The organism is Micrococcus sp. HSID17227, assembly GCF_003989405.1.
GTDB classification, from domain to species: domain Bacteria; phylum Actinomycetota; class Actinomycetes; order Actinomycetales; family Micrococcaceae; genus Micrococcus; species Micrococcus luteus.
On sequence record NZ_RBLN01000016.1, the window covers coordinates 1 to 21,369 of the forward strand.

Below are 21,369 nucleotides of genomic sequence, written 5' to 3' on the forward strand. Positions count from 1 at the left end.
TCATCGTGGTGATGTCCTTTCGAGAGTGCTGTGGAAGGTTCGCTCGAAGGCTCCCACGGTGACCGCGTCCGTCTCGAAGATGGTCGTGGCCACCGGGGAGGGTTACACCACTATCCGGGACTCAACTGAGCGCGTGCTCGCCTACACGCGCGAGCAGCTCCATAGCGGGAAGTTCCCAAAGGAGCCTGCCCGCGTCTGGCTGGTCTTCCTGGCCGAGGGCGCGCTTCGCTCTCGCCTCACCGCCGTGTACGAGAACCGTGGGGAATCCGTGGCCGAGCGCACGCAGCGGCACCGGTACTACGATGTCGTGCCGGTGCCGGTGCTGGGGTCCCTGGAAGAGCGCCTGGTCGTGGAGTGGTCGGCGGACCCCGTCAACTGGGTCAAGCGCGGCGTGGCTGCGGCCACTTTTCCCGTCTTGGAGATCGCCGATCCCACCACGGAGGCGTTCCCCGGGTTCGACCATGTGCTGCTCAGCTACGGGGACCTGCAGTCAATGGTGACCGAGACCCGCTATGCCGGCTGGCGCACCGCCCTGCAGGCTGTACGCGGGATCTACCTGATCGCCGATGAGACCGAGGGCCAGTGCTATGTGGGCAAGGCTGACGGCGAGCGTGGCGTGCTTGGTCGGTGGGAGGCCTACGCCCGGGATGGGCACGGCGGGAACACGGCCCTGCGCGACGCCCTCGCCCTCGACCCCGCCCAGCCGAGCCGCTACACCTTCAGCCTGCTCCGCGTGTTCGGCTCCAACACTCCGCAGGCCCAGATCGACGCCGCGGAGAAGCACTACAAGGACGCTCTGATGACGCGCCGGTTCGGGCTGAACCGGAACTGAACGGACTTCGTAGTCCTGGGGGAGTGGGCGAAGGTCAGACGGGGGATGGACTGCCCGCGCCGAGCCTCGGGGAAGAGGACAAGCGCGCCATCCCGGCACTGCAGCCATCGCTGAGTTCCTCGAATGTGACTGCCCACGAGCACACGGGGCATCTGCAAGCCGCCCGCATTGATGTCGTCGCGCGGGCGGGTCTGATGGGTGTGAACGGCCCACCCGGAACCGGCAAGACGACGATGCTCCGGGACATCCTGGCGTCCAACGTCGTCGAACGAGCACGCCGATTGTCGGCGTGTGAGAACCCATTCGACGCCCTCACCGAACGCACCCATGAGTGGACCGGCGAGGGCAGGATGCGACGACGGGCGCGCGAACTCCGGCCCGAGGTGGCCGGCCTCGAAAAGGTGGTGGCCTCGGTGAACAACGCGGACGAGGAGAACCTCTCCGAGGAGATTCCACATCGGAGCGCCACCAAGGACGGCCGACACGTGGATGCGGACTACTTCGCCTGCCTGGCCACCGCCGCCTTGGGCGGAAGCGGCGGGGGAAGAGGACGCCCTGGGTGAGGACAGCTTGACGTCGGAGCAGCCGGGCACCTCGGGCCTGGCCACTGCGCCGATGGCAACGGCACCGACTCCGCCCCGCTCCGCGCGCAGGCGGCCGACGAGGGGGTAGTGCTGCTCGGGGTCCTTCTGGAGGGCCCGGACCGGCCCGGGGCGCACGGGGCGCACGGGGCCGGCCGGACCGACCTACGGACCGGACGGCTCAGCCCTGGGCCGACTCGACGTCCTCGTCGACCCAGTCGCGGGAGCGTTCCACGGCCTTCTTCCACAGCCGCAGGGCGCGCTCAACCTCCTCCTCGTCCGTGGTGGGCTCCCAGCGCTTGTCCTCTTCCCAGTTGGCCACGAGCTCGTCCTGGGACGCCCAGAACCCCACCGCCAGGCCTGCGGCGTAGGCGGCGCCGAGAGCGGTGGTCTCGATGACCTTGGGGCGCACGACGGGCACGCGCAGCAGGTCCGCCTGGAACTGCATGAGCAGCTCGTTGGCGACCATGCCACCGTCGACCTTCAGTTCGGTCAGGTCCACGCCGGAGTCCGCGTTCATGGCGTCCAGGACCTCGCGGCTCTGGAAGGCGGTGGCCTCGAGCGCCGCGCGGGCGATGTGCCCCTTGTTGACGTAACGGGTCATGCCCACCATGGCGCCGCGGGCCGTGGCGTCCCAGTGCGGGGCGAAGAGGCCGGAGAACGCGGGGACGAAGTACACGCCGCCGTTGTCCTCCACGCCGGCGGCCAGGGTCTCGACCTCCGGGGCGCTGCCGATCATCCCGAGGTTGTCCCGCAGCCACTGGATCAGCGAGCCGGTGACGGCGATCGAGCCCTCCAGCGCGTACACCGGCTTCTGGTCGCCAATGCGGTACGCCACCGTGGTGAGCAGGCCGTTGTCCGAGTGCACCGGCTCCTCGCCGGTGTTGATCAGCATGAAGTTGCCGGTGCCGTACGTGTTCTTGGCCTGGCCGACCTCGAAGCACGCCTGGCCGAAGGTCGCCGCGTGCTGGTCGCCCAGGATGCCGGTGATCGGCGTCTCGCGCAGCAGCTGCTGGCCAGACACGGTGCCCACCTCGGCGGAGGAGCTGACGATCTCCGGGAGCATGGACATCGGGATGCCCATGTCCGCGCAGATCTCCTCGTTCCAGTCGAGGGTGTCCAGGTTCATCAGCATGGTGCGGGAGGCGTTGGTGACGTCGGTGACGTGCCGGCCGCCCTCGCCGCCGCCGGTGAGATTCCACACGAGCCACGAGTCCGTGGTGCCGAAGATGAGGTCGCCGTTCTCGGCGGCCTCCCGGGCACCGTCCACGTTCTCCAGAATCCAGGCCACCTTGGGGCCGGAGAAGTACGTGGCCAGGGGCAGCCCGACGCGCTCCTTGTAGCGGTCCGCGCCGACGTCGCCGGCCAGGCGCTCGCAGAGGTGGTCGGTGCGGGTGTCCTGCCACACGATGGCGTTGTACACCGGCTTGCCGGTGTTGCGGTCCCACACCACGGTGGTCTCACGCTGGTTCGTGATGCCCACGGCGGCGACGTCGTGTCGGGTCACCTCGGCGCGGGCCAGGGCCTCGCCGATGACCTCGCGGGTGTTCGTCCAGATCTCCACCGGGTCGTGCTCCACCCAGCCGGCGCGCGGGAAGATCTGCTCGTGTTCGCGCTGACCAGTGGACACGATGGCCCCACTGTGGTCGAAGAGGATCGCGCGCGTGGACGTGGTGCCCTGGTCGATGGCCATCACGTAGCGGGGGGTGGTCATGTCCTACTCCTTCGGAGGTGGTCACGGGGGTGTGGGGGTGGCGGGCACGTTCCCGCAGGGGAACGTGCCCGCCGGGGTTGGACGGGCAGACCGCTCAGACGAACAGAGGCGCGGCGAGGCCGGCCAGGACGGCGCCGACGAGCGGGCCGACGATCGGCACCCAGGCGTAGCCCCAGTCCGAGCCGCCCTTGTGCCGGATCGGCGCGACGGCGTGGAACAGGCGGGGGCCCAGGTCGCGCGCCGGGTTGATGGCGTACCCCGTGGGGCCGCCCAGGCTCGCGCCGATCGCGACGACGAGCAGGGCCACCGCGAGCGGGCCGAGCCCGGAGGGGGTGGAGCCGAAGAGCAGGATCACGAACACCAGGACGAACGTGGCGATCACCTCGGTGACCATGTTCCACAGCGGGTTGCGGATCTCGGGGCCTGTGGCGAAGGTGCCCAGGATCGCCCCCTGGTCCGTCTCCGCCTGGTAGTGGTCGCGGTAGGCCAGCCAGGCCAGGGCCGCGCCGAGGAAGGCGCCGATCAGCTGCGCCGCGAAGTACGCGAGCGTGGTGCCGAGGGTCACGGCGATGCCGGGGGCGTACTCCTCGGCGCCGCTGACGAGCAGGCCGACGGTCACGGCGGGGTTCAGGTGCGCACCGGTCGCGGCAGCGACGTAGACGCCCGCGAAGACGCCCAGCCCCCAGCCGAAGCTGATGAGCAGCCAGCCTCCGCCGTTGCCCTTGGTCTTCGTCAGGACGACGTTGGCGACGACGCCGACGCCCAGCAGGAGGAGGATCGCCGTGCCGGCGATCTCATGCAGGAAGATCGTGCCCATGGACGGGCTCCTTTCCGTGGACGGGGGCGGCGTCGGCGGCTGCGAGCGCGGCGGCGGCGGTGACGTCGTCGTGGGCGGTCTCGCCGCGGAGGCGTGCGGCGACGAGGTTCTTGTACGCCCGGATCTCACCGGCGATGCGCTCTTCATCCCAGCCCAGCTCGGGGGCCACGAGGGACGCGATCTCCTCGGCTGCCGCGACGCCGCGGTCGCGGACCTCGGTGGACAGGCGCGTGCGGCGCTCGATGACGTCGTCCAGGTGGACGACGCCCTCGGCTCGGGCGGCGTAGACGATCTCGGCGCGCAGGTAGCGCGGCGCCTCGGCGAGAGGGACGCTCAGGGACGGGTCGCCGTCGATCAGGTCGAGCACGTGGCGCAGCACGGTGCCGTAGCGGAACAGGAGCCGGTCCACGCGGGCCTCGTCCAGGCCGTAGTCGGCGGCGATGCGGTCCGCCTCCGCCTCGATCTCCGAGTAGCCGAGGCCGCCGAGCACGGGGATGTGCTCGGTGAGGCTGGGACGGGTCGGGTGGGTCTCGCGCACCACGAAGTCCACGACGTCCTCGGCCATGGCCCGGTACGTGGTCCACTTGCCGCCGGCCACGGCGGTGAGGCCGGGGGCCACCTCGGTGACGGTGTGCTCACGGGAGATCTTGGTGGAGCCGCCGTCGGATCCGGTGACCGGCTGCAGGAGCGGGCGCAGGCCGGCGTACGTGGCGATCACGTCGTCACGCGTGAGGTCCTCCTTCAGCACCGCGTTGGCGTGCTCGAGGATGTAGTCGATGTCGTCCGCGGTGGTGGCCGGATGGGCCACGTCCTCCGCCCACGGGGTGTCCGTGGTGCCGATCACCCAGTACTCGTCCCACGGGATGAGGAACAGCACGGACTTCTCCGTCTTGGTGATCACGCCGGTGGCGGCGTCGGCGCGGATGCGGTCGCGCGGGACGGTGATGTGGGCGCCCTTGGAGGCGAGCACCTCGAGGCCGCCGTCGGCCCCGGCCAGCTCCTGCTGCTCCTGGGTCCACACGCCCCCGGCCAGGATCACGGCGCGCGCGTGCACGTCGAACTCCTCGCCGGAGGTCTCCTCGCGGACACGCACGCCCTGCACACGGCCGTCGTCGCCGCGCAGGTAGTCGGTGACGGCGGTGTAGTTGGCGGCCACGGCGCCGTGGTCCACGGCGGAGCGCACGAGCATCATGGCCAGGCGGGCGTCGTCGAACTGGGCGTCGGCGTACTCCACCGCGCCGACGATCTTCTCGTCGTCGAGGGAGGGGAAGGTCGCGGCCATGGAGCGGCGGCTGAGATGGCGGTGCGCGCCCATCGCGCGGCGGCGGCCGAGCGACTGCATGGCGTCGTACATGGTGACGCCGGCGCCGATGAAGCCGCGGTCGATCACCTTGTGGAAGAACGGGAAGACGAAGCGCAGGGGACGCACCAGGTGGGGCGCGGTCTGGGTGAGCAGCAGGTCGCGCTCCCGCAGCGCCTCGTACACCAGCTTGACGTCCAGCATCTCGAGGTAGCGCAGGCCACCGTGCATGAGGCGGGAGGAGCGGGACGAGGTCCCGGAGGCCCAGTCGCGGGCCTCGACGATGCCCACGTCGAGGCCGCGGGTGGCCGCGTCGAACGCGGCGCCCACGCCGGTGGAGCCGCCGCCCACGACCAGGATGTCGAGGGGGGCCTCCGGGCTGGTGGCCCGGAGGCGGGCGAGGTGGTCCTCCCGCGTGGCGGCGGAGAGGGGGACGGTTCGCAGGGTCGGCATGGGGGGTTGCTCCTTTATCAGTGGAAGCACAGTGTAGTGGCGTGGCTCACGATACCCAGTATCAGCACGAGCCGAGGTCCATGATGTCACTCCCGGGCCGCGGGTATGCACGCGTCGGGTACGGTCTCGCGGAACCCGAGCCGCTCGAACAGCGGCACGTCGGCGCGCGTGGAGGTGGCCCGTCTCGCACGGTCCCCGGACTGTGGCACCTCACCCTGTTCCGCTGGAACGAGGGCGGAGCGCCTCGGGTGACGCGTGCCCTCGGGTGAGGCCCCGCCCCTACACTCCGACCATGGACATCACCGTCGGCGCCGTCGGCCGCGCCTCGCTCTCGGACTGGGAGCAGGAATGCTGCGGTGACTCGATCGCCGTGGGGGAAGTCCACGAGCTGATCCTGCTGCCCTCCCGGGGAGTGAGTCAGGCTGGGCCCCTGGCCTCTGCAGGCTGGGTCGTCACCCATCACGACGACGGCAGCCCCGCCGGGTCGATCCCGTTGCGTCGTGTGCGGGCCGTGGTGAGGGCGGCACACGAGGTGTGGCCCTCGGGGCGGCTCGCCGAGATCGACCGCGTCCCCGGCCACGCTGACCTGGCGATCCTTGAGCCGGAGGAGGCCACCGGCCTCAGTATGGGGGAGGTCGTCTACGTCGGCGCCTACGAGCCGGTGCTCCCCGAGACTCCCCGCCCTGACGAGTGGCTTCTCGACCTGGAGATCCTCGAGGACCTCGGTCCGCACACCTGGTGAGCCTCGCGAGTCCACCCCCTCACGGTGTCGAGCTGCATGGGGTGAGCGTAGAAGTCCGTTCGTCGTCATAGATGGCCCCTCACCCCCCGGTCGCTCGCGAGCATCGCGTAGACGAGGGTGTCCGTCCACTCGCCCTTGCTCCACAGGTCCTGCCGGTGGTGTGCCTCTCGACGCATCCCGAGCATCTCGGCCAGTCGGGCGGACGCCGTGTTGCGGGCATCCATCTGTGCCACCACCCGGTGCAGGCCAGACGTCTCGAACCCCAGGTCCAGCAGCGCAGCCGCGGCCTCCCGGGCGAAGCCTTGACCGGCATGTCGCGGATCCAGTGCCCAGCCGATCTCCGCGACACCGCGCTCGCGGTCCGTCAGCCACAGGATCACGTCACCCACGGGGACGCCCGCGTGCTCCACCACCAGGGACGCCGCCCCGGACGGGCCGCCGAGGTCGTCCCACGTGATCCGCTTGGCCAGCTTCGCCCGCGCGGTCGCCTCGTCCCAGGGCTCGTCCAGCAGGTGGCGCACCACCTCGGGCTGCGTGTACATCTCCTGCAACCAGCCGAAGTCGTCCTCCCGGTGCGGCCGCAGCGTCAGCCGCGCGGTGGGCAACGGCCAGTCAGGGGCGCGGCCGCCCGCAGCCGCGCCCTCCTTGCGCCCCGCCGGAGGCGGGGCGTCGACGTCGGCGGGGACCGGCGTCGTCGTGCCGGACGCCCAGTCCTGGCGCAACATTGCGTAGGCCACGGACGCGAACGGCTCGCCGCCGTCCACGGGCCAGCCGCGCCGGTAGTGCGCCTCCTTGACCCAGCCGGCCCGGCGGAAGGTGCGCAGCATGGGGACGTTGTCCTCGCGGGTCTGGCCCTCGAAGCGGTCCACCGCGGGCATCGTCTCGAAGACGCGCCGGGTGAGCGCGGTGAGGATCTGCGCGCCGAGCCCGCGCCCGCGGAACCGCTCCGCCACGCGCAGGTCGAACAAGGGGGTGGGGTCCGTGAGGTCCTCCAGGCGCACCACGCCGACGCGGCCGTGCTCGGGATGCTCGATCCAGAAGGTGCGGTGGTCCTCATCCTCCCAGGCGCCGCCATCGACGGCCTTCTCCGCCTCCGGCCGGGTGACGCGCGGGCGCGTGTGGAACGGCCACGCGTTCTCGGTGAGCAGGGCGACGAGCGCGTCCCGGTCGGCGCCTGCCGGGTCGAGCGGAGTGAAGGTGACGTCCATGGGGCCGAGAGTAGGGGAGGGGACGTCACCGCCGCCCGTTGCCGTGACCCCATGGCCACGCCCCTCCTCGACCTCGCGGCGCACCGCGCGAGGAAGCCCGGGACGCGCAGGCCGAGATCGGCTGGACCATAGCCCAGGCCCACGCCGGCCGGGGCCGCGCCACCGAGCTGGCCTGTGCCCTGTTGGACCTCGCCTTCGCAGGCCTCGGCGTCCGACCCGTGGAGGCTCACGCCTTCGCGGACAACGCGCCCATCCTGCGCGTGATGGAGAAGGTCGGCCTGCGCCACGAGGGCACCTTCAAGGAGGAGTCACTGCACCGCACCCGCGGCTGGGTGGACGGCGTCACTTACGCGATGCTCGCCTCGGAGCATCGGGCCCGGGGCAGACGGCTTTCCACCTCACGACGCCCAGAAGTACGCAACTCTCTAGACATAACGTTGCGTAAGGTGGCGGCATGAGCAACGATCCGCGCCCGACCCCGTGGGCCGTCGGCTGGGAAGAGCGCCCCTGGGCCGCGGGCCCGGATGACGCCGGCGTCCTCACTCGGCGCGCTCGCGTGCGTGCAGCAGGCCCATATCGAGCCGCGCTCCCAGCCCGCATCGCCCGACTCGGGCTCGACCTGCCCTCTGATCTGGCGACCGAGGTCGAGGAGGCGACGGCCGCCGTCGTGCGCTTCGATGCTGAGATCAGCCACGCCCTCCCGGGGCTCACGGGAGAGATCGCCCCGATCGACGCGGTGCTCCTGCGCACTGAGTCCGCGTCCTCCTCGCAGATCGAGCACATCACCGCGGGCGCGCGAGCCCTCGCCCTGGCGACTCTCGGCGAACGCACCCGCCCGAACGCAACGCTCGTGGCGGCGAACGTGAGGGCCATGGGCGCTGCTTCCCGGCTGGCCGCCGACCTCGACGAGCCCGCCCTGCTGGCCGCCCATCGTGCCCTCATGGACGGTCAGGAGCATGCCCGGCCGGGCGCCTACCGCGATGCGCAGGGGTGGATCGGGGGCGGGGTGCCCACGCCGCACACGGCGCAGTTCGTCCCGCCCCACCCGGAGCGCCTGCGTGCCGGATGGACGATCTCTGCGCCTATCTGCGCCGCACGGACGTACCCGCCCTCGTGCAGGCCGCCATCGCGCACGCTCAGTTCGAGACCATCCACCCGTTCGCGGATGGCAACGGCCGCACCGGGCGCGTCCTCGTGCACGCCGTGTTGCATCGGGCCGGCGCGATCACCCGTATGGGGGTGCCCCTCTCCGCGGGACTCCTCACGGACACGGCCGGATACTTCGACGCCCTCACCGCCTACCGCGACGGCGACCCCGCGCCCATCGTGCGCCGCTTCGCGCAGGCCGCCCTGGCCGCCGTCGGCAACGGCCGAGAGCTCGTCGCGGACCTGGACGAGGCCCTGACCGGCTGGCGCGAGCGGCTCACCGCCCGGCGGGACGCGGCGGTCTGGCGGGCGCTCGCGGTGATCATCGCGCAACCCGCCGTGACCGTGGACCACCTGGCCCAGGTGCTGGGTGTCTCGCGCCCGGCCACCCAGCGGGCCGTGGACCAGCTTGTCGAGGCCGGTGTGCTGCAGCCGGTCTCCAGCCAGCGTCGGAACCGGGTGTGGCTGGCCACCGAGGTGCTCGCCTGTCTGGACGAGTTCGCCGCGCGTGCGGGCCGGCGGGGTTGACGGGGGCGGTCTACAGGGTTGACCAGCCTCAGTGCCGTATGGAGTGCCCCGGCCATGGTCAGGCGAACACACGAGGTGAGGCCCGCGGGATGACTCGCGGTCCGTCAGCCACAGGATCACGTCCCCACGGGCATGCCCACGTTCCCCACCACCAGAGACACCGATCCGGCAGGGCCAGCCGAGGTCGTCCTCCCGGTGTGGGCGCAGCGTCAGGCGCGCGGTGCGCAACGGCCAGTCAGGGGCGGGGCCGCCCGCAACCGCGCCCTCCCCGCGCTCCACCCGGGACGTCGACGTCGGCTGGGTGCCACGCTTCGACGTCGACGTGCTGGAGGCCGCCCTGCGGCCCGTCCACGAGCGGCCCCGGTGGGAGGAATGGGGGCAGATCGCCGCGCCAACCCTGCTGATCACCGGGGAGAACGGGTACGTGCCCGCCGGAGAGCTGGACGAGATGCGGCGTCGGCGCCCGGATGTGCGGCACGTGCAGGTGCCCGGCGCGGGGCACGACGTGCACCTGGACGCGCCGGAGCGGGTGGCGGAGCTCGTGCGGGGGTTCGCGGCCTGATTGCTCTGGGGCAGGATCACCTCATGGACCACAAGCAGATCCTCCACGACGGGCTGCGCCGCCAGCGTGCGGCCCTCCTGCAGAAGCTCGAGGGCCTCAGCGAGCGCGACGCCCGCCTGCCGCGCACTCCCACCGGCACCAACCTGCTGGGACTGGTCAAGCACGCCGCCGTCGTCGAGCTGGAGTACTTCGGCGAGACGTTCGACCGCCCCGCGGAGGTGCAGCTGCCCTGGGCGGCGGCGGGGCAGTCGGAGGAGGACAACGTGGACATGTTCGCCGCCGAGGGGGAGTCCCTCGAGGACGTCCTCGAGTTCGCCCGCCGCTGCTTCGCACACGCGGACGCGACCATCACGGCCCTCGGCGCCGACGCCCACGGGCGGGTGGCGTGGTGGCCCGACGACAAGGCGGAGGTCACGCTCGCGCAGATCATCGCGCACGTCGCCCTGGACGAGGCCCGGCACGCCGGCCACGCGGACATCCTGCGGGAGCAGATCGACGGGCAGGCCGGCCTGCGCGCCCCGGGGAACAACCTGCCCGTGTGGGGCGCCGACCGCTGGGCCGCCCACGTGGACCGTCTGACCGCCATCGCGGAGGGGAGCGGCGGGCCGGGCCGGAACTGAAGGCACATGCCTCCCGTGCCGCCGCTGGGCCTACGCTGTGGCCATGACGAGTACTCCCGCTGCCGCCGTACCCCCTGCCCTCCAGCGCTCATTCGATGCGTGGGCTGCCGCCGGCAGGCCCGCCGACGAGCCCACGCGTTGGTCCTTCGATCACTGGACGGCCCACGTGCCCGACCTGCCCGCCTGCCTCGAGCGCGAGCCGCTGACCCGCGCCGTCGTCACCGGTTACGCCGCGAAGGTGACCGCCGAGGACCGCGCCGTGCAGCGGGACGCCTTCATCGCCGCGATGGTGTGGGGATACGGACGGGTCGGCTACGGCCCCTCCCGGGTGGAGCGCATCATGGCGCAGCCCGGGTTTGAGGAGCAGCTCGCCGACGTCACCCGCATCACCCTCGAGCAGGGCGGGCCCGCGGCCTTCGAGCACATCCGGCAGCAGCGCAAGAGCGGGGTCGGCTGCCTCAAGCACCTCGGCGCGGCCTTCGGCACCAAGTACCTCTACTTCCTCACCAAGGCCCACCGGGAGTCCGACATCGCCCCCGTCCTCGACTCCGTGGTGCGCGCTTGGTTCGCCGAGCATGCGAAGGACGTCGACGTCCGGATCGGCGGCGGTTGGACCTACCCCCGCAAGTACGCCACGTACGTGGAGACCATGCAGGCGTGGGGTGAGGAACTCAAGATCCCGGCCGACGACGTCGAGCGGCTCATCTTCCTCCAGCAGCAGGACGCCACCCAGGAGCCCTGGCGGGAGAGCTGGAGTTCCGCCGCCGCGGACCCGGAGGCCGGCGAGCTGCTCGAGGCCCTCCGCCTCGCGCTGGCCGACCTGGGCGCCGGGGACGACGCCGAGCCCCACCTGCAGGCTCTGGAGGACGTCATCGCCGACGCGGAGGACCGGGCGCCCGACGAGGCATGAAGCCCCGCCCGCCGGAGTGTCGGCCGGCAGAGGTGGGCGTGCCGCATGCTCGACGCGGCACTGGTTGACGCGTGGCCTGGCCACGGGCTGTCCGCGGCGGTTCCCATCGACGGCTGGGCCTGCTCCCGTGGCTCGCCGGGCTCCGGCTCCTCGCTGGAGGTGCGGCTCAGCGGCGGCGGCATAGCCGAGTGCCTGGAGCAGCTCCTCTCTCCGTTTGCGGGGGAATCTCACACCTGACCCGTACAGAACCCGGCCTACAGCCGGTTTCCCCTCCAAGCAGGATGGCCCCATGACGCGCCTGCTCTCCGGGGACTCCCTCACGCTCGACCTCGCACCGGAGGACCCCGCCGACCTCCTCGCCCGCCTGTGCGCGGTTGGCGTCGGGATGAACGTGTCCGCTGAGCAGCTGATCGGCGACGAGTCCGGTGTGCACCGCGGCCTGTACCTGCGTGTCGTGGACCACGTCCCGTGGCTGCGCGGCTTCGCATGCGACGACCTCCACGTCTTCGACCCCGAGGACCGGTGGATCCTGGCGCGGTGAGGGGTCAGCGATCCATCGCAAGGGCGCCTACCGTGTCCAGGACCCTCCGTAGGCTCGAGGCGCAGCCGGGGTAGATGTCCCGGACGAAGAGAGGACATTGGCATGACCACCAAGGTGGGGTTCATCGGGGCCGCTTCCCATGCTCTGCAGAACGGTCCCCAGCTGTTCGCACGCGTCGAGGACGGCGGTGTGGTCATCGGTGGGCGTAGCGGCGAGGTCGTGCCGGATTCGACCGGGCTATACGCGGTTGTCGCGCAGGATCCTGACGCGGCGCGAGCCGAGCTGCGATTGGACACGTCTGTCAGTCGAAGCGATGTGCTTTACATCGGCAAGGCCGAGGGCAGCCTGCGGGCCCGCCTGGAACGCAAGCATTTCGCGGACGGCGGCACCGCGCACTCCACTCTGCGCCGCACCCTGGCCGCACTCCTGGTGGATCGGCTGGACCTGGAGCCGGTCGCCGTCGCCTCCGCGGGTCGATTCACCCTCACCCCGGAGAGCGGCGAGCAGCTGACCACCTGGATGCGGCGTCACCTCGCCGTCCGCGTGTGGCAGGCACCCGCCGGGTTCGCGGAAGTGACACCGCTCGGAGACATTGAGAAGCCTGTGATCGACACGCACACCCCGCCGTTGAACCTCACCTACGGCGGCACCAGCCCCGAAGCACAGCTGCTCCGCCAGCGCATCCGGAAGGCCCGCACGGCCATGGCGGAGCAGGCGAAGCGTGGTGTGGACGTGGTGGGGGCCGATTCGTCGGCGCGCGCGACCGTCGGCGACTTGTTCCGCCGCCGCCCCCGCCAGTACGGGCTGCGGGGAAGCGTCGGTCTCTGGGAGGAGCTCGCTGAACGGCTCGACGACACCCCCATGCCCACCAGTGAGTATGAACTCGGCCGGCTCCTGCGCGATGCGCTCGATCGCTCCCTCGAGGGGGCCGAGCCTTACGACGAGGACAAGGTCAATGTGGAGCGGTTCAACCGCGGAGGCATGAGTCAGGGCCTCGTCCATCTGCCCTGGTGGGAGGACCAGGCCATCCCCCTCCTCCTCGACCGCTGGGGAGCCTGGGCGGACACCCGGGGTCTCCTCGGCCCGGAGGACTACATCGGGAGCTGGTGACCCGACAGTGTGTGGTGCCTGCCGCCGTCCTCGATGGCCTCCTTCGCCACCGGCCGGGTGACGTGGGGCGCACAGGGAAGGGCCACGCGTTGCCGGTGAGCAGCGCAATGAGCTCCGCGCGGTCCGCGCCGGCGGGGTCGAGACGGGTGATGGCGACGGTCATGGGGCGAGGGTGGGCGCCGGCATCATGGGCGCCTCCCCACCCGGACCCCTTCCGAGTCCGACACAATGCATACATCCATGCATGCATCCGATTACTCTGGCCCGCATGACTCCACTCTCCGACCCCTTATGGGGCAGTCGTGCCACGGCTGCCGGCCGCCTGGCCCACGACGTCGCCTGGCGCATCGTCCGCGGTGAGATCGCCGCGGGGGAGATGCTCACCGAGGTCCAGCTCTCCACGGAGGCCGGCATCTCCCGGACGCCGGCCCGGGAGGCCCTCCTCCAGCTCGAGCGCTGGGGCCTGGTGCGGCTCCTCCCCAAGAAGGGCGCGGCCGTGCAGGCCCTCACGCCGCAGAGCGTGGCCGACCTCACGGCCCTGCGCGGCCTCCTCGAGTCCACCGCCCTCGCCACGGTCGCCGCGCGGCCCGACGCCGTCGGGCCCCTCGTCGCCACGCTCACCGCCAACCTGGAGCAGCAGCGCGCCGCCCTGGACGCCGGCGACCTCGCTGCCTTCTCCGCGCTGGACGTGCGCTTCCACCGGGACGTGATCGCCACGTGCGGCAACGCCGCCTTCGACGAGGTCGTGCGCACCTTCGCCCCCCGCCTGGCCCGCCTGATCCACGCCGCCACCGGCGGATCCGTCGACGCCGCCCGCCGCCTCCTCGATGGGCACGCCGAGATCTGCGCCCAGCTGGCCGCCGGGCGCGCCGCAGACGCCCAGCGCGCCCTGCAGGCGCACCTCGACGCCGCGGGGAGCGGCGTCGTCCCCGGCCTGCCGCCCGTGGGCCCGTCCGAGGCAGGTGAACCCCGATGATCGAGGGCCTGCTGATCCTGCTGCTCTGCCAGCTGGCGGGCACGCTCGTGGCCGACACGCTGCACCTGCCGATCCCCGGGGCCGTGCTGGGCATGCTCCTGCTGCTCGGCCTGCTCGCGTGGCGCCGGCCGGCCGAGGACGCGCCGGTGATGACGGCGAGCCATCACCTGCTCCAGCACCTGCCGCTGCTGTTCGTCCCGGCGGGCGTCGGCGTCGTCGCGGTGCTGGGCCTCATCGAGGAACACCGGGCGCTGATGCTGGTCGGCTTCGTGGTGCCCTGGCTGCTGGGGCTGGTGGTCACCGCCGGCGTCGCCGCCCCGCTCGCCCGCCGCCTCACGGACAAGGAGGACGCACAGTGAACGCCGCCGAACTGACCGACTCCCTCGCCGAGGCCTGGGACGCGCTCCTGCACACACCGCTGTTCGGCATCGCGCTGACCCTCGCCGTTGCTGTGCTCTCCCGCCGCCTGTGGCTCGCCGCCCGGCAGACCGCCCTGCTCACGCCCGTGCTCGTGACGATCGTGCTGGTGGCCGCGTTCCTGGCCCTGACCGGCATCGACTACGAGACCTACATGAACGGCGGCAGCTACCTCACCTTCCTGCTGGGCCCCGCCACCGTGGCCCTCGCCGTCCCCCTGTACCGGGCCGGCCCTGACATCCGGAAGCTGCTGCTGCCGGTCGCCGTCGGGGTCACCGTCGGCTCGCTGACCGCCATGGTGAGCGCCGTGCTGATCGTGCGGGCAATGGGCGGGGACGCCGCGCTGGCCGCCACGTTCGCCCCCAAGTCCGCGACGACGCCGATCGCCATGGCGGTGGCCGACGCCGGCGGCGGGATCGTTTCCCTCGCCGCCGTGCTCCCCGTGCTCACCGGCGTGCTCGGCGCCGTGCTGGCCCCCTGGGTGCTCGACCGGCTGCGCGTGCGCGACCCCCGCGTGCGCGGCCTGGCCATCGGCGTGAGCTCCCACGGCATCGGCACCGCCCGCGCCCTCGCCGAAGGCCCGAAGACCGGTGCGTTCTCCGCCCTCGCCATGGCCTGCTCCGGTGTGCTCACCGCCCTGCTGGCCCCGCTGGTGCTGGCGATGACGGGGTGAGGGGCCGGGCGGCCGCCCCCGGCCGGGCAGCCGCCTCGACCCGCTCCAGCCGCGGCGGCGTCCTTACCGTGTCCGCCCCGCCTGCCACCCTGGTCCTCTTCCTTCCCCGCGGGCCGCCCGCCGGCCCTCGCAGGCGCGGTGACGCGGCCCGGTCCTGCGAACGAGAGGACCCCACCCATGATGGGCCCGTCCCACGCGGCCACCGGCGCCGCGGCCTGGCTGGCGCTCACGCACTGGCAGTCGCCGATCGCCGTGCTGCACCTGCCCGCCGAACTCCAGCTGCTCGGCGCCGTGACCACCGCCGGCGCGGCCATGATCAGCGACTGGGACCACCCCCGCGCCACCGTCGTCCACGCCCTGCCGCCCCTGACCGAGTGGATGAGCCGCGGCATCCGCCACGTGGCCGGCGGGCATCGGCGCGGCACACACTCGCTGGTGGGGGTCGCGGCGTTCACCGCCATCGCGACGGCGGCCGCCTCCATCCAGGTGCCGATCGCGGGGCACGTCTACACGCCGGGGCAGGGGGTCATCGCCGCGTTCCTGGCGGCCGTGGCTGCCAAGGCCCTCCGACTGCTCCCGAACCGGGGATGGAGGGCCGCGTGGGCGCTCGGCATCCTGGTCGCGGTGTCGGCGACCGTCCTCAGCGACGGGCTGTGGTGGATCCCCGCCTCCGTGGCCGTCGGCGTGAGCGTGCACATCCTCGGCGACGCCCTCACCAACAACGGGGTGGCCCTGCTCTGGCCGCTCAGTCCGGAGCCCCCCACTCGCCTGTGGTGGTGGCAGTCCTCCGGACGGTTCCGGCTCCCCTTGCTCGGCCGGACCGGGTCCTGGCGGGAGTGGGTGCTCGTCTCGGTGGTCACCGCGTTCACCGTGGTGCGGGCCGTGCGACTCGTCCCGCTCGCCGCTCGGGGGGTGGCGGCACTGTTCTGAGCGGCAGCACCCGGCCACCGCCGCCCCCTCACGCCTCCGGGAACCACCCCGCCCGCACGGTCGCCTCGGTCCCGCGCGGCAGCCTCGGACGGCCGCCGGCGGCCAGGTCCCGGCAGGCGTCCGTGAGCGCTTCGAACGGCCACCCCGGGACCCGGGCCTGCCCCTCGGCCGTGCCGTCTGCGCGCCAGTGCACGTGCCAGTCCCGGCGTTGCAGCCCATGACGGCCCCGCAGGCTCACCCCCCTCCCGACCGCGCGCACGACCGCCTGGTCCACGGCCTCGAGCAGCTCGTCCGACCCGGGGTCGCATGCGTCGCATCCGCAGTCCGGGAGCAGCGCGTGCACCTGCCCCGGGGCGCCGACCGCCACCCGGAGCACCGGCAGGACGCCGCCGTCGTCGTCCTGGGGCACGTCCGTCTCCAGCAGCCACCAGGGGGAGGCGCCGTCGACGCCGGCCGGCGGCGCCACCCGCAGCGCCCGGTCCACGGGGACCGCCAGGTCGGCGCGCCCGGCCTCGTCGAGCGGGATGCCACGCACCGGGTCCGGGGCGACGGCGGCGCCCGCCTCCGCGAGCACCTCGGCCCACACGAGGGCCCGGGCGCCCGCGATCCGATACCGCTGCGGGTCGGTCACCCGGGAGTACTCCTCCTCCCGAGGCGGGGCGCCGTCCGGGTGCGGGGCAGGCCAGGTGGGCAGGTCGAGGGCGGCGTACCGCCGGGCCACCTCCGTGCGCAGACGCGGCAGGGTCGTCATGGGAGGCTCACCGTGTGTCCGGCCCGGGCGGTCATCCTGAGCTCACTCCGCCGGCGTCAGTTCCCGCTTGAGGATCTTGCCGGTGGCGGTCTTGGGCAGCCCGTCCCGCACGGTCACGGTGCGCGGGTACTTGTAGGGCGCCACCTGGGACTTCACGTGCTGGATCAGCTCCTCCTCCGTGGCGTGCGCACCGGGGGCGAGCACCACGTGCGCGGCGACCTCCTGGCCGAGCTCCGGGTGGGGCACCCCCACCACGGCGGCCTCCGCGACGGCCGGGTGCTCGTAGAGCACCTCCTCGATCTCGCGCGGGTACACGTTGAGCCCGCCGCGCAGGATCATGTCCTTCGTGCGGTCCACGATGGAGTAGTTGCCCGCGGCATCGCGCCGGGCGAGGTCGCCGGAGCGGAACCAGCCGTCCTCGGTGATGGCCTGGGCGGTGGCCTCCGGCTTGCCCCAGTAGCCCTTCATCACGTTCTCCCCGCGGATCCACACCTCGCCCAGGGTCTCCTCATCGCCCTCGGGCACGACGGCCCCGTCCGGCGTCACCAGCTGCATCTCGCACCCTCGGACGGCGCGTCCGATCGAGCCCGGATGGTGCTCCTCGCCCGGGTGGTTGAAGCACGCCACCGGGGAGGTCTCGGACAGGCCGTAGCCCTCCAGGATCTCGCAGTCGAAGGTGGCCTCGAAGCGGCGCAGCAGCTCCACGGGCAGGGCGGATCCACCGGAGACGCCCAGGCGCAGGCTGGCCAGGTCCTCCGGATGGTCCTTGGCCGCGGCCAGCACGGCCCCGTACATGGTGGGCACGCCGATGAACACGTCCACCGCGCACTCCCGGACGGTCTGCGCGGCCACGGCGGGATCGAAGCGGGGGATCAACGCCAGGCTGGCGCCCATCGTCACGGGCGCCATGAGCGCGCACGTGAGGCCGAACACGTGGAACAGGGGCAGGCAGCCGAGCACGGTCTCCCCGTGCTGGAGCTGGATCAGCGTCTCCGCCGCGGTGTCCGCGTTGGTGCCCATGTTCCGGTGGGTCAGCTGGGCCCCCTTGGGGCGGCCGGTGGTGCCGGAGGTGTAGAGGATGACGGCGTCGTCCTCGAGGTCCCGCTCGACGGTCTCGGTGACCGGGCCGGGGCTCTCCGCGAGGTGCGGGGCGAGGCCGTCCTCGCCGAGGGTGCGCAGCGGCACACCGCGCTCGCGGGCGCCCTCCACGGCTTCCTCGGACGGCACGGACCACAGCATCGACGCGCCCGAGTCCTCCAGGTAGTACTCGATCTCGCGGCGCTTGAACAGCGGGTTCATCGGGACGACGACGGCGCCCAGCTGCAGGGCCGCGAAGAACACCACCGGGAACGCCGGGATGTTCGGCACCATGAGCGCCACGCGGTCCCCGGGGCCGATGCCCTCCTGCCGCATGAGCCCGGCCAGACGCTGGGACTGGTCCTGCAGCTCCGCGTATGTCATGCGGTTCTCGCCGAGGATCAGGGCGGCGGAGTTCGGATGCTCGGCGGCGGTGCGCTCGAGGCGGGCGGGCAGGGTGAGGGTCACGACGGGCCTCCGGGGGGAGTCGGATGTGATGGGAACCACAGCGTAACGCCCGGCGGTGCTCGTTCGCTGTGAGCCGAGTGGGGTGTGTCGGCCGACCTCACGCCAGCGACATCACCGCGGTTCTGCCCGGCGGTGATGTCGCTGGCGCGCGGTCATCCATCGGCCCCGCCCGCGTCGCCGATCTGTCGTCTTCACAGCACAGGGGCGCAAGACTGGTCCCCGCACACCGCCGCCCGGACCGCCGGGCCAGACCGGAGGACAGACCATGACCGCACAGACCCCCGCCACCCCTGCCATCCCCGCGACGATGAAGGCGGTCGTCATGCGTGCGCCGGGCGACGTCGTCGTGGAGGAGGTGGACACCCCGCGCGTCGCTCAGCCCACGGATGTGGTCCTGAAGCTGGCCGCCGCGTGCGTGTGCGGCTCGGACCTGTGGCCCTACCGCGGCCACAACGACGTCGACCACCGGCGCATGGGCCACGAGTACGTCGGCACGATCGTGGAGAAGGGCGAGGACGTCGCCACCCTCGAGGTCGGTGACTTCGTGATCGGCTCGTTCATGCTCTCGGACAACACGTGCGAGATCTGCCAGGCCGGCTACCAGTCCCGCTGCGTCAACGCCGGCGAGTACACGGGCAGCCAGGCGCAGTACATGCGTGTCGAGCTCGCGGACGGCTCCCTCGTGAAGGTGCCCGGGGGTGAGCCCTCGGACCCGGACCGCCTGGCCGACTACCTCGCCGCCTCGGATGTGCTCGGCACCGGCTGGTACGCCGCCGTCGCCGCGCAGGCCGGCCCCGGCAAGACCATCGCCGTGGTCGGCGACGGCGCCGTCGGCCTGTGTGCCGTCCTGGCCGCCAAGACCCTCGGCGCGGAGAAGGTCATCGTGTTCTCCCGCCATGAGGATCGGGCCGCGCTCGCCCGTGAGTTCGGCGCGGACGTCGTGATCGCCGAGCGTGGCGAGGAGGGTGCCGCCCAGGTGCGTGAGCTCACCGGCGGCTACGGAGCGCACGGGGTGTGCGAGGCCGTCGGCACGCAGGGCTCCATGGACCAGGCCCTGGCCTCGGTGCGCCCCGGCGGGTACGTCGGGTTCGTGGGCGTCTCCCACGACCAGACCCTCGACGGCTCCGACCTCTTCGGCCGGCAGATCCACCTCGAGGGCGGGCCCGCGCCCGTCCGCCGTTTCCTGCCCGAGCTGATCGAGCGCATCCAGTCCGGGGAGATCCAGCCCGGCCGCGTGTTCACCGCGCGCATGCCGCTCGACGACGCCGCCGAGGCGTATCGGGCCATGGACGAGCGCCGCGAGATCAAGGTGCTGCTGGAGGTCTGAGGCCCTCCGCGGCGGGCGGAGGTGCCGAGAGGCTCCGCCGCCCCTCAGCCCTTCTTCACGGTGATCGTCCACTCTGCGGCGCCGCGCTTCACGAAGTCGGTGACCTCGTGGCCGTTCTCCGCGGCCCAGCGGGGCAGGGAGTCGGTGGCCTGGGTGCAGTCGAAGTCGATCACGAGCTCGTCCCCGGAGGGGATCTGCTGCATCGCCTGGTTGGCCTCCACGAGCGGGAAGGGGCAGACCTGGCCGTCGGTCTCGAGCAGGTGCTTCGCCATGGTGTTCTCTCCTTGATGTCGGTGGTCAGAGATCGTGCGCGGGCGGGCCGGCTCAGCCGATCGGCGTGAGCTTCACGGGGCGCGTCGCCCCGGCGTCCGTCACCGCGCCCTCGGCCGAGGTGAGGCCGGAGCCGGAGGCGGGGACCGGCGTCGTGCCCTTGCCGCGGTGGTTGAGGATGAAGAGCTTGGCCGCCAGGCCGGTGCCGAGCACCATGAACACGAGCGCGGTCCAGCCCTGGAAGCTGAAGGTCGCGGTGTTCACCATCGCGTTGCCGATGGTGCAGCCGCCGGCCCACGCCGCGCCCCAGCCCATGCCGAGGCCGCCGATGATCGAGCGGACGGTGGTCTGCGCGTCGGGCACGCGGACGCGGAACTCGCCGGAGGCCTTCGCGGCGATGAACGAGCCGATCAGCAGGCCCGTCACCATCAGCACGCCCCAGTCCACGAGCTCGAGTTCGCCCGTGCCGAGGAACGCGCCGATGTTCGCGGACGGACCGGTGATGCCCAGACCGGACTCGCGGCCGGTCGCCCAGGAGAGCGGCCACGCGAGGATCGCCAGCACGCCGATGATCGCCGCGGTGACGAACGGGTGCCACGCCTTCTCGGTGAGCACGTGCGCGAGGCCGGTCTTGGCGGCGGGCAGGCGGAAGCGGGTCATGGCCGCCTCGCGACGCAGGTGATGACGCACGGCCAGGCCGACGCCGGCCACGAGCAGCGCCACGAACACCCACGGGGACAGCCCCGTGAGCTGCTGGAACGAGCCCGTCTGCGTCTCCACGGAGCGGACGGCCTCGGTGGTGCCGGCCAGCGGTCCCTTGCGGAAGGCGGTGGCGCCCACGATGTAGAAGATCAGCGCGAACCACGAGCCCACGAGGCCCTCGCCCGCGCGGTAGTAGGTGCCGGTGGCGCAGCCGCCCGCGAGCACGATCGAGAAGCCGAAGATCAGGCCGCCGATGATCGTGCCGAGCCACGGGAACGTCTCCGCCTCCAGGGTGATCACGCCGAGCGCGTCGAGGGCGAACACGCCCACCGACTGGACGGCCACGATCACCATGAACGCGGTGAGCCATCGGGTGGACCGGATAGTGAACAGGTCGCGGAAAGCGCCCGTGACGCAGAAGCGTCCGCGCTGGAACACGAAGCCCAGGACGAGGCCGAGGAGGAGTCCGGTGATGATCATGCCTGCCATGAGACAGGGTGCGGCCGGTCCCGCGCGCCGGGCAGGACGTGCGGGGTAACAGTCGCAGGGCTGTGCCGGGGACGACGCGCGGGGGCGCCGTGGGCGACGCTTGACCCTCCCCTTGGGGGAACGCCCACGCTGGGATCACCTGAGAGAAAGGTCGCCCCATGAGCCCCCCGATGACCGTCGGCGAGTTCGCCCTCGCCACCGGACTGAGCGCGAAGGCGCACGCGG

Annotated in this window: 22 protein-coding genes and 1 pseudogene; 15 read left to right on the forward strand and 8 right to left on the reverse strand. The window is 72.3% G+C overall.

The features are described 5' to 3' along the window. Positions 1-58 precede the first annotated feature (58 nt). Complete coding sequence (locus D8M29_RS02080; protein WP_238693314.1) at positions 59-832, forward strand: GIY-YIG nuclease family protein; 774 nt, start codon at positions 59-61, stop codon at positions 830-832. 23 nt (positions 833-855) lie between these two features. Further along, complete coding sequence (locus D8M29_RS02085) at positions 856-1,395, forward strand: hypothetical protein (protein ID WP_235188144.1); 540 nt, start codon at positions 856-858, stop codon at positions 1,393-1,395. Between the two features lie 199 nt (positions 1,396-1,594). Here the strand turns inward: D8M29_RS02085 and glpK are convergent, their stop codons facing one another. The 3 genes from glpK to D8M29_RS02100 form a co-directional block, all read right to left on the reverse strand. Beyond that, entirely contained in the window at positions 1,595-3,127 is a 1,533-nt protein-coding gene (gene glpK, locus D8M29_RS02090) for a glycerol kinase GlpK (protein ID WP_127435101.1), read from the reverse strand. A 94-nt stretch (positions 3,128-3,221) separates the two neighbouring features. Further along, entirely contained in the window at positions 3,222-3,944 is a 723-nt protein-coding gene (locus D8M29_RS02095) for an MIP/aquaporin family protein (RefSeq protein WP_010079813.1), read from the reverse strand. Next, entirely contained in the window at positions 3,922-5,697 is a 1,776-nt protein-coding gene (locus tag D8M29_RS02100; protein WP_127435100.1) for a glycerol-3-phosphate dehydrogenase/oxidase, read from the reverse strand. The genes D8M29_RS02095 and D8M29_RS02100 overlap by 23 nt, the downstream gene beginning before the upstream one ends. A gap of 292 nt (positions 5,698-5,989) precedes the next feature. Here D8M29_RS02100 and D8M29_RS02105 point away from each other — a divergent pair, with 292 nt between their 5' ends. Further along, positions 5,990-6,439: a hypothetical protein gene (locus D8M29_RS02105; RefSeq protein ID WP_127435099.1), complete on the forward strand. Its 450-nt coding sequence runs from the start codon at positions 5,990-5,992 to the stop codon at positions 6,437-6,439. 65 nt (positions 6,440-6,504) lie between these two features. Here the strand turns inward: D8M29_RS02105 and D8M29_RS14455 are convergent, their stop codons facing one another. Beyond that, the gene (locus tag D8M29_RS14455) at positions 6,505-7,647 is read right to left on the reverse strand and encodes a GNAT family N-acetyltransferase (RefSeq protein ID WP_020621625.1); all 1,143 of its coding nucleotides are present in this window, start codon (positions 7,645-7,647) and stop codon (positions 6,505-6,507) included. A 110-nt stretch (positions 7,648-7,757) separates the two neighbouring features. Between D8M29_RS14455 and D8M29_RS02115 the strand changes: the two are divergent. From D8M29_RS02115 to D8M29_RS02170, 11 genes and pseudogenes are all read left to right on the forward strand, one after another. Beyond that, a pseudogene (locus D8M29_RS02115) lies at positions 7,758-8,105 on the forward strand (GNAT family N-acetyltransferase); the annotation flags it as partial. A 607-nt stretch (positions 8,106-8,712) separates the two neighbouring features. Next, positions 8,713-9,321: a Fic family protein gene (locus tag D8M29_RS14460; protein ID WP_318528144.1), complete on the forward strand. Its 609-nt coding sequence runs from the start codon at positions 8,713-8,715 to the stop codon at positions 9,319-9,321. Positions 9,322-9,541: 220 nt separating this feature from the next. Further along, complete coding sequence (locus tag D8M29_RS02125) at positions 9,542-9,883, forward strand: alpha/beta fold hydrolase (RefSeq protein WP_063189451.1); 342 nt, start codon at positions 9,542-9,544, stop codon at positions 9,881-9,883. A gap of 23 nt (positions 9,884-9,906) precedes the next feature. Then, a complete protein-coding gene (locus tag D8M29_RS02130) occupies positions 9,907-10,503 on the forward strand; it encodes a DinB family protein (RefSeq protein WP_020621621.1) in 597 nt (198 codons plus the stop codon). A 43-nt stretch (positions 10,504-10,546) separates the two neighbouring features. Continuing rightward, positions 10,547-11,413 (forward strand): hypothetical protein, encoded by an 867-nt coding sequence (locus D8M29_RS02135; protein WP_127445781.1) that lies wholly within the window; start codon positions 10,547-10,549, stop codon positions 11,411-11,413. A gap of 289 nt (positions 11,414-11,702) precedes the next feature. Beyond that, positions 11,703-11,954 carry a hypothetical protein gene (locus D8M29_RS02140; protein WP_036315529.1) on the forward strand — a complete coding sequence of 84 codons (252 nt, stop codon included), beginning with the start codon at positions 11,703-11,705 and terminating at the stop codon, positions 11,952-11,954. A 102-nt stretch (positions 11,955-12,056) separates the two neighbouring features. Next, a complete protein-coding gene (locus D8M29_RS02145) occupies positions 12,057-13,064 on the forward strand; it encodes a GIY-YIG nuclease family protein (RefSeq protein WP_127435098.1) in 1,008 nt (335 codons plus the stop codon). Between the two features lie 268 nt (positions 13,065-13,332). Next, on the forward strand, positions 13,333-14,040 hold the full coding sequence (locus D8M29_RS02155; protein WP_041104849.1) for a GntR family transcriptional regulator: 708 nt from the start codon (positions 13,333-13,335) through the stop codon (positions 14,038-14,040). Continuing rightward, positions 14,037-14,399: a CidA/LrgA family protein gene (locus tag D8M29_RS02160; RefSeq protein WP_036315546.1), complete on the forward strand. Its 363-nt coding sequence runs from the start codon at positions 14,037-14,039 to the stop codon at positions 14,397-14,399. Before D8M29_RS02155 ends, D8M29_RS02160 begins: the two co-directional genes overlap by 4 nt. After that, positions 14,396-15,130 (forward strand): LrgB family protein, encoded by a 735-nt coding sequence (locus D8M29_RS02165; RefSeq protein WP_078025312.1) that lies wholly within the window; start codon positions 14,396-14,398, stop codon positions 15,128-15,130. Before D8M29_RS02160 ends, D8M29_RS02165 begins: the two co-directional genes overlap by 4 nt. A 177-nt stretch (positions 15,131-15,307) precedes the next feature. Continuing rightward, on the forward strand, positions 15,308-16,060 hold the full coding sequence (locus D8M29_RS02170; RefSeq protein WP_069941226.1) for a metal-dependent hydrolase: 753 nt from the start codon (positions 15,308-15,310) through the stop codon (positions 16,058-16,060). 28 nt (positions 16,061-16,088) lie between these two features. Here the strand turns inward: D8M29_RS02170 and D8M29_RS02175 are convergent, their stop codons facing one another. Next, entirely contained in the window at positions 16,089-16,811 is a 723-nt protein-coding gene (locus D8M29_RS02175; RefSeq protein WP_127445782.1) for a DUF6226 family protein, read from the reverse strand. 42 nt (positions 16,812-16,853) lie between these two features. After that, positions 16,854-18,356 (reverse strand): long-chain fatty acid--CoA ligase, encoded by a 1,503-nt coding sequence (locus tag D8M29_RS02180; RefSeq protein ID WP_127435193.1) that lies wholly within the window; start codon positions 18,354-18,356, stop codon positions 16,854-16,856. 265 nt (positions 18,357-18,621) lie between these two features. Between D8M29_RS02180 and D8M29_RS02185 the strand changes: the two genes are divergently transcribed. Continuing rightward, the gene (locus tag D8M29_RS02185; protein WP_127435192.1) at positions 18,622-19,683 is read left to right on the forward strand and encodes a zinc-binding dehydrogenase; all 1,062 of its coding nucleotides are present in this window, start codon (positions 18,622-18,624) and stop codon (positions 19,681-19,683) included. A 44-nt stretch (positions 19,684-19,727) separates the two neighbouring features. Here the strand turns inward: D8M29_RS02185 and D8M29_RS02190 are convergent, their stop codons facing one another. Together D8M29_RS02190 and D8M29_RS02195 are read right to left on the reverse strand one after the other, a co-directional pair. Continuing rightward, positions 19,728-19,955, reverse strand: coding sequence for a sulfurtransferase TusA family protein (locus tag D8M29_RS02190; protein WP_002855519.1), 228 nt, complete (start codon positions 19,953-19,955; stop codon positions 19,728-19,730). Positions 19,956-20,007: 52 nt separating this feature from the next. Next, the gene (locus tag D8M29_RS02195; protein ID WP_127435191.1) at positions 20,008-21,135 is read right to left on the reverse strand and encodes a YeeE/YedE family protein; all 1,128 of its coding nucleotides are present in this window, start codon (positions 21,133-21,135) and stop codon (positions 20,008-20,010) included. Positions 21,136-21,369: the final 234 nt, after the last annotated feature.

Coding starts and splice junctions, on each gene's coding strand:
- glpK (WP_127435101.1), bottom strand. CDS start 3,127: ATGACCACCCCCCGCTACGTGATGGCCATCGACCAGGGCACCACGTCC.
- D8M29_RS02095 (WP_010079813.1), bottom strand. CDS start 3,944: ATGGGCACGATCTTCCTGCATGAGATCGCCGGCACGGCGATCCTCCTC.
- D8M29_RS02100 (WP_127435100.1), bottom strand. CDS start 5,697: ATGCCGACCCTGCGAACCGTCCCCCTCTCCGCCGCCACGCGGGAGGAC.
- D8M29_RS02105 (WP_127435099.1), top strand. CDS start 5,990: ATGGACATCACCGTCGGCGCCGTCGGCCGCGCCTCGCTCTCGGACTGG.
- D8M29_RS14455 (WP_020621625.1), bottom strand. CDS start 7,647: ATGGACGTCACCTTCACTCCGCTCGACCCGGCAGGCGCCGACCGGGAC.
- D8M29_RS14460 (WP_318528144.1), top strand. CDS start 8,713: ATGGACGATCTCTGCGCCTATCTGCGCCGCACGGACGTACCCGCCCTC.
- D8M29_RS02130 (WP_020621621.1), top strand. CDS start 9,907: ATGGACCACAAGCAGATCCTCCACGACGGGCTGCGCCGCCAGCGTGCG.
- D8M29_RS02135 (WP_127445781.1), top strand. CDS start 10,547: ATGACGAGTACTCCCGCTGCCGCCGTACCCCCTGCCCTCCAGCGCTCA.
- D8M29_RS02140 (WP_036315529.1), top strand. CDS start 11,703: ATGACGCGCCTGCTCTCCGGGGACTCCCTCACGCTCGACCTCGCACCG.
- D8M29_RS02145 (WP_127435098.1), top strand. CDS start 12,057: ATGACCACCAAGGTGGGGTTCATCGGGGCCGCTTCCCATGCTCTGCAG.
- D8M29_RS02155 (WP_041104849.1), top strand. CDS start 13,333: ATGACTCCACTCTCCGACCCCTTATGGGGCAGTCGTGCCACGGCTGCC.
- D8M29_RS02160 (WP_036315546.1), top strand. CDS start 14,037: ATGATCGAGGGCCTGCTGATCCTGCTGCTCTGCCAGCTGGCGGGCACG.
- D8M29_RS02170 (WP_069941226.1), top strand. CDS start 15,308: ATGATGGGCCCGTCCCACGCGGCCACCGGCGCCGCGGCCTGGCTGGCG.
- D8M29_RS02175 (WP_127445782.1), bottom strand. CDS start 16,811: ATGACGACCCTGCCGCGTCTGCGCACGGAGGTGGCCCGGCGGTACGCC.
- D8M29_RS02185 (WP_127435192.1), top strand. CDS start 18,622: ATGACCGCACAGACCCCCGCCACCCCTGCCATCCCCGCGACGATGAAG.
- D8M29_RS02190 (WP_002855519.1), bottom strand. CDS start 19,955: ATGGCGAAGCACCTGCTCGAGACCGACGGCCAGGTCTGCCCCTTCCCG.
- D8M29_RS02195 (WP_127435191.1), bottom strand. CDS start 21,135: ATGATCATCACCGGACTCCTCCTCGGCCTCGTCCTGGGCTTCGTGTTC.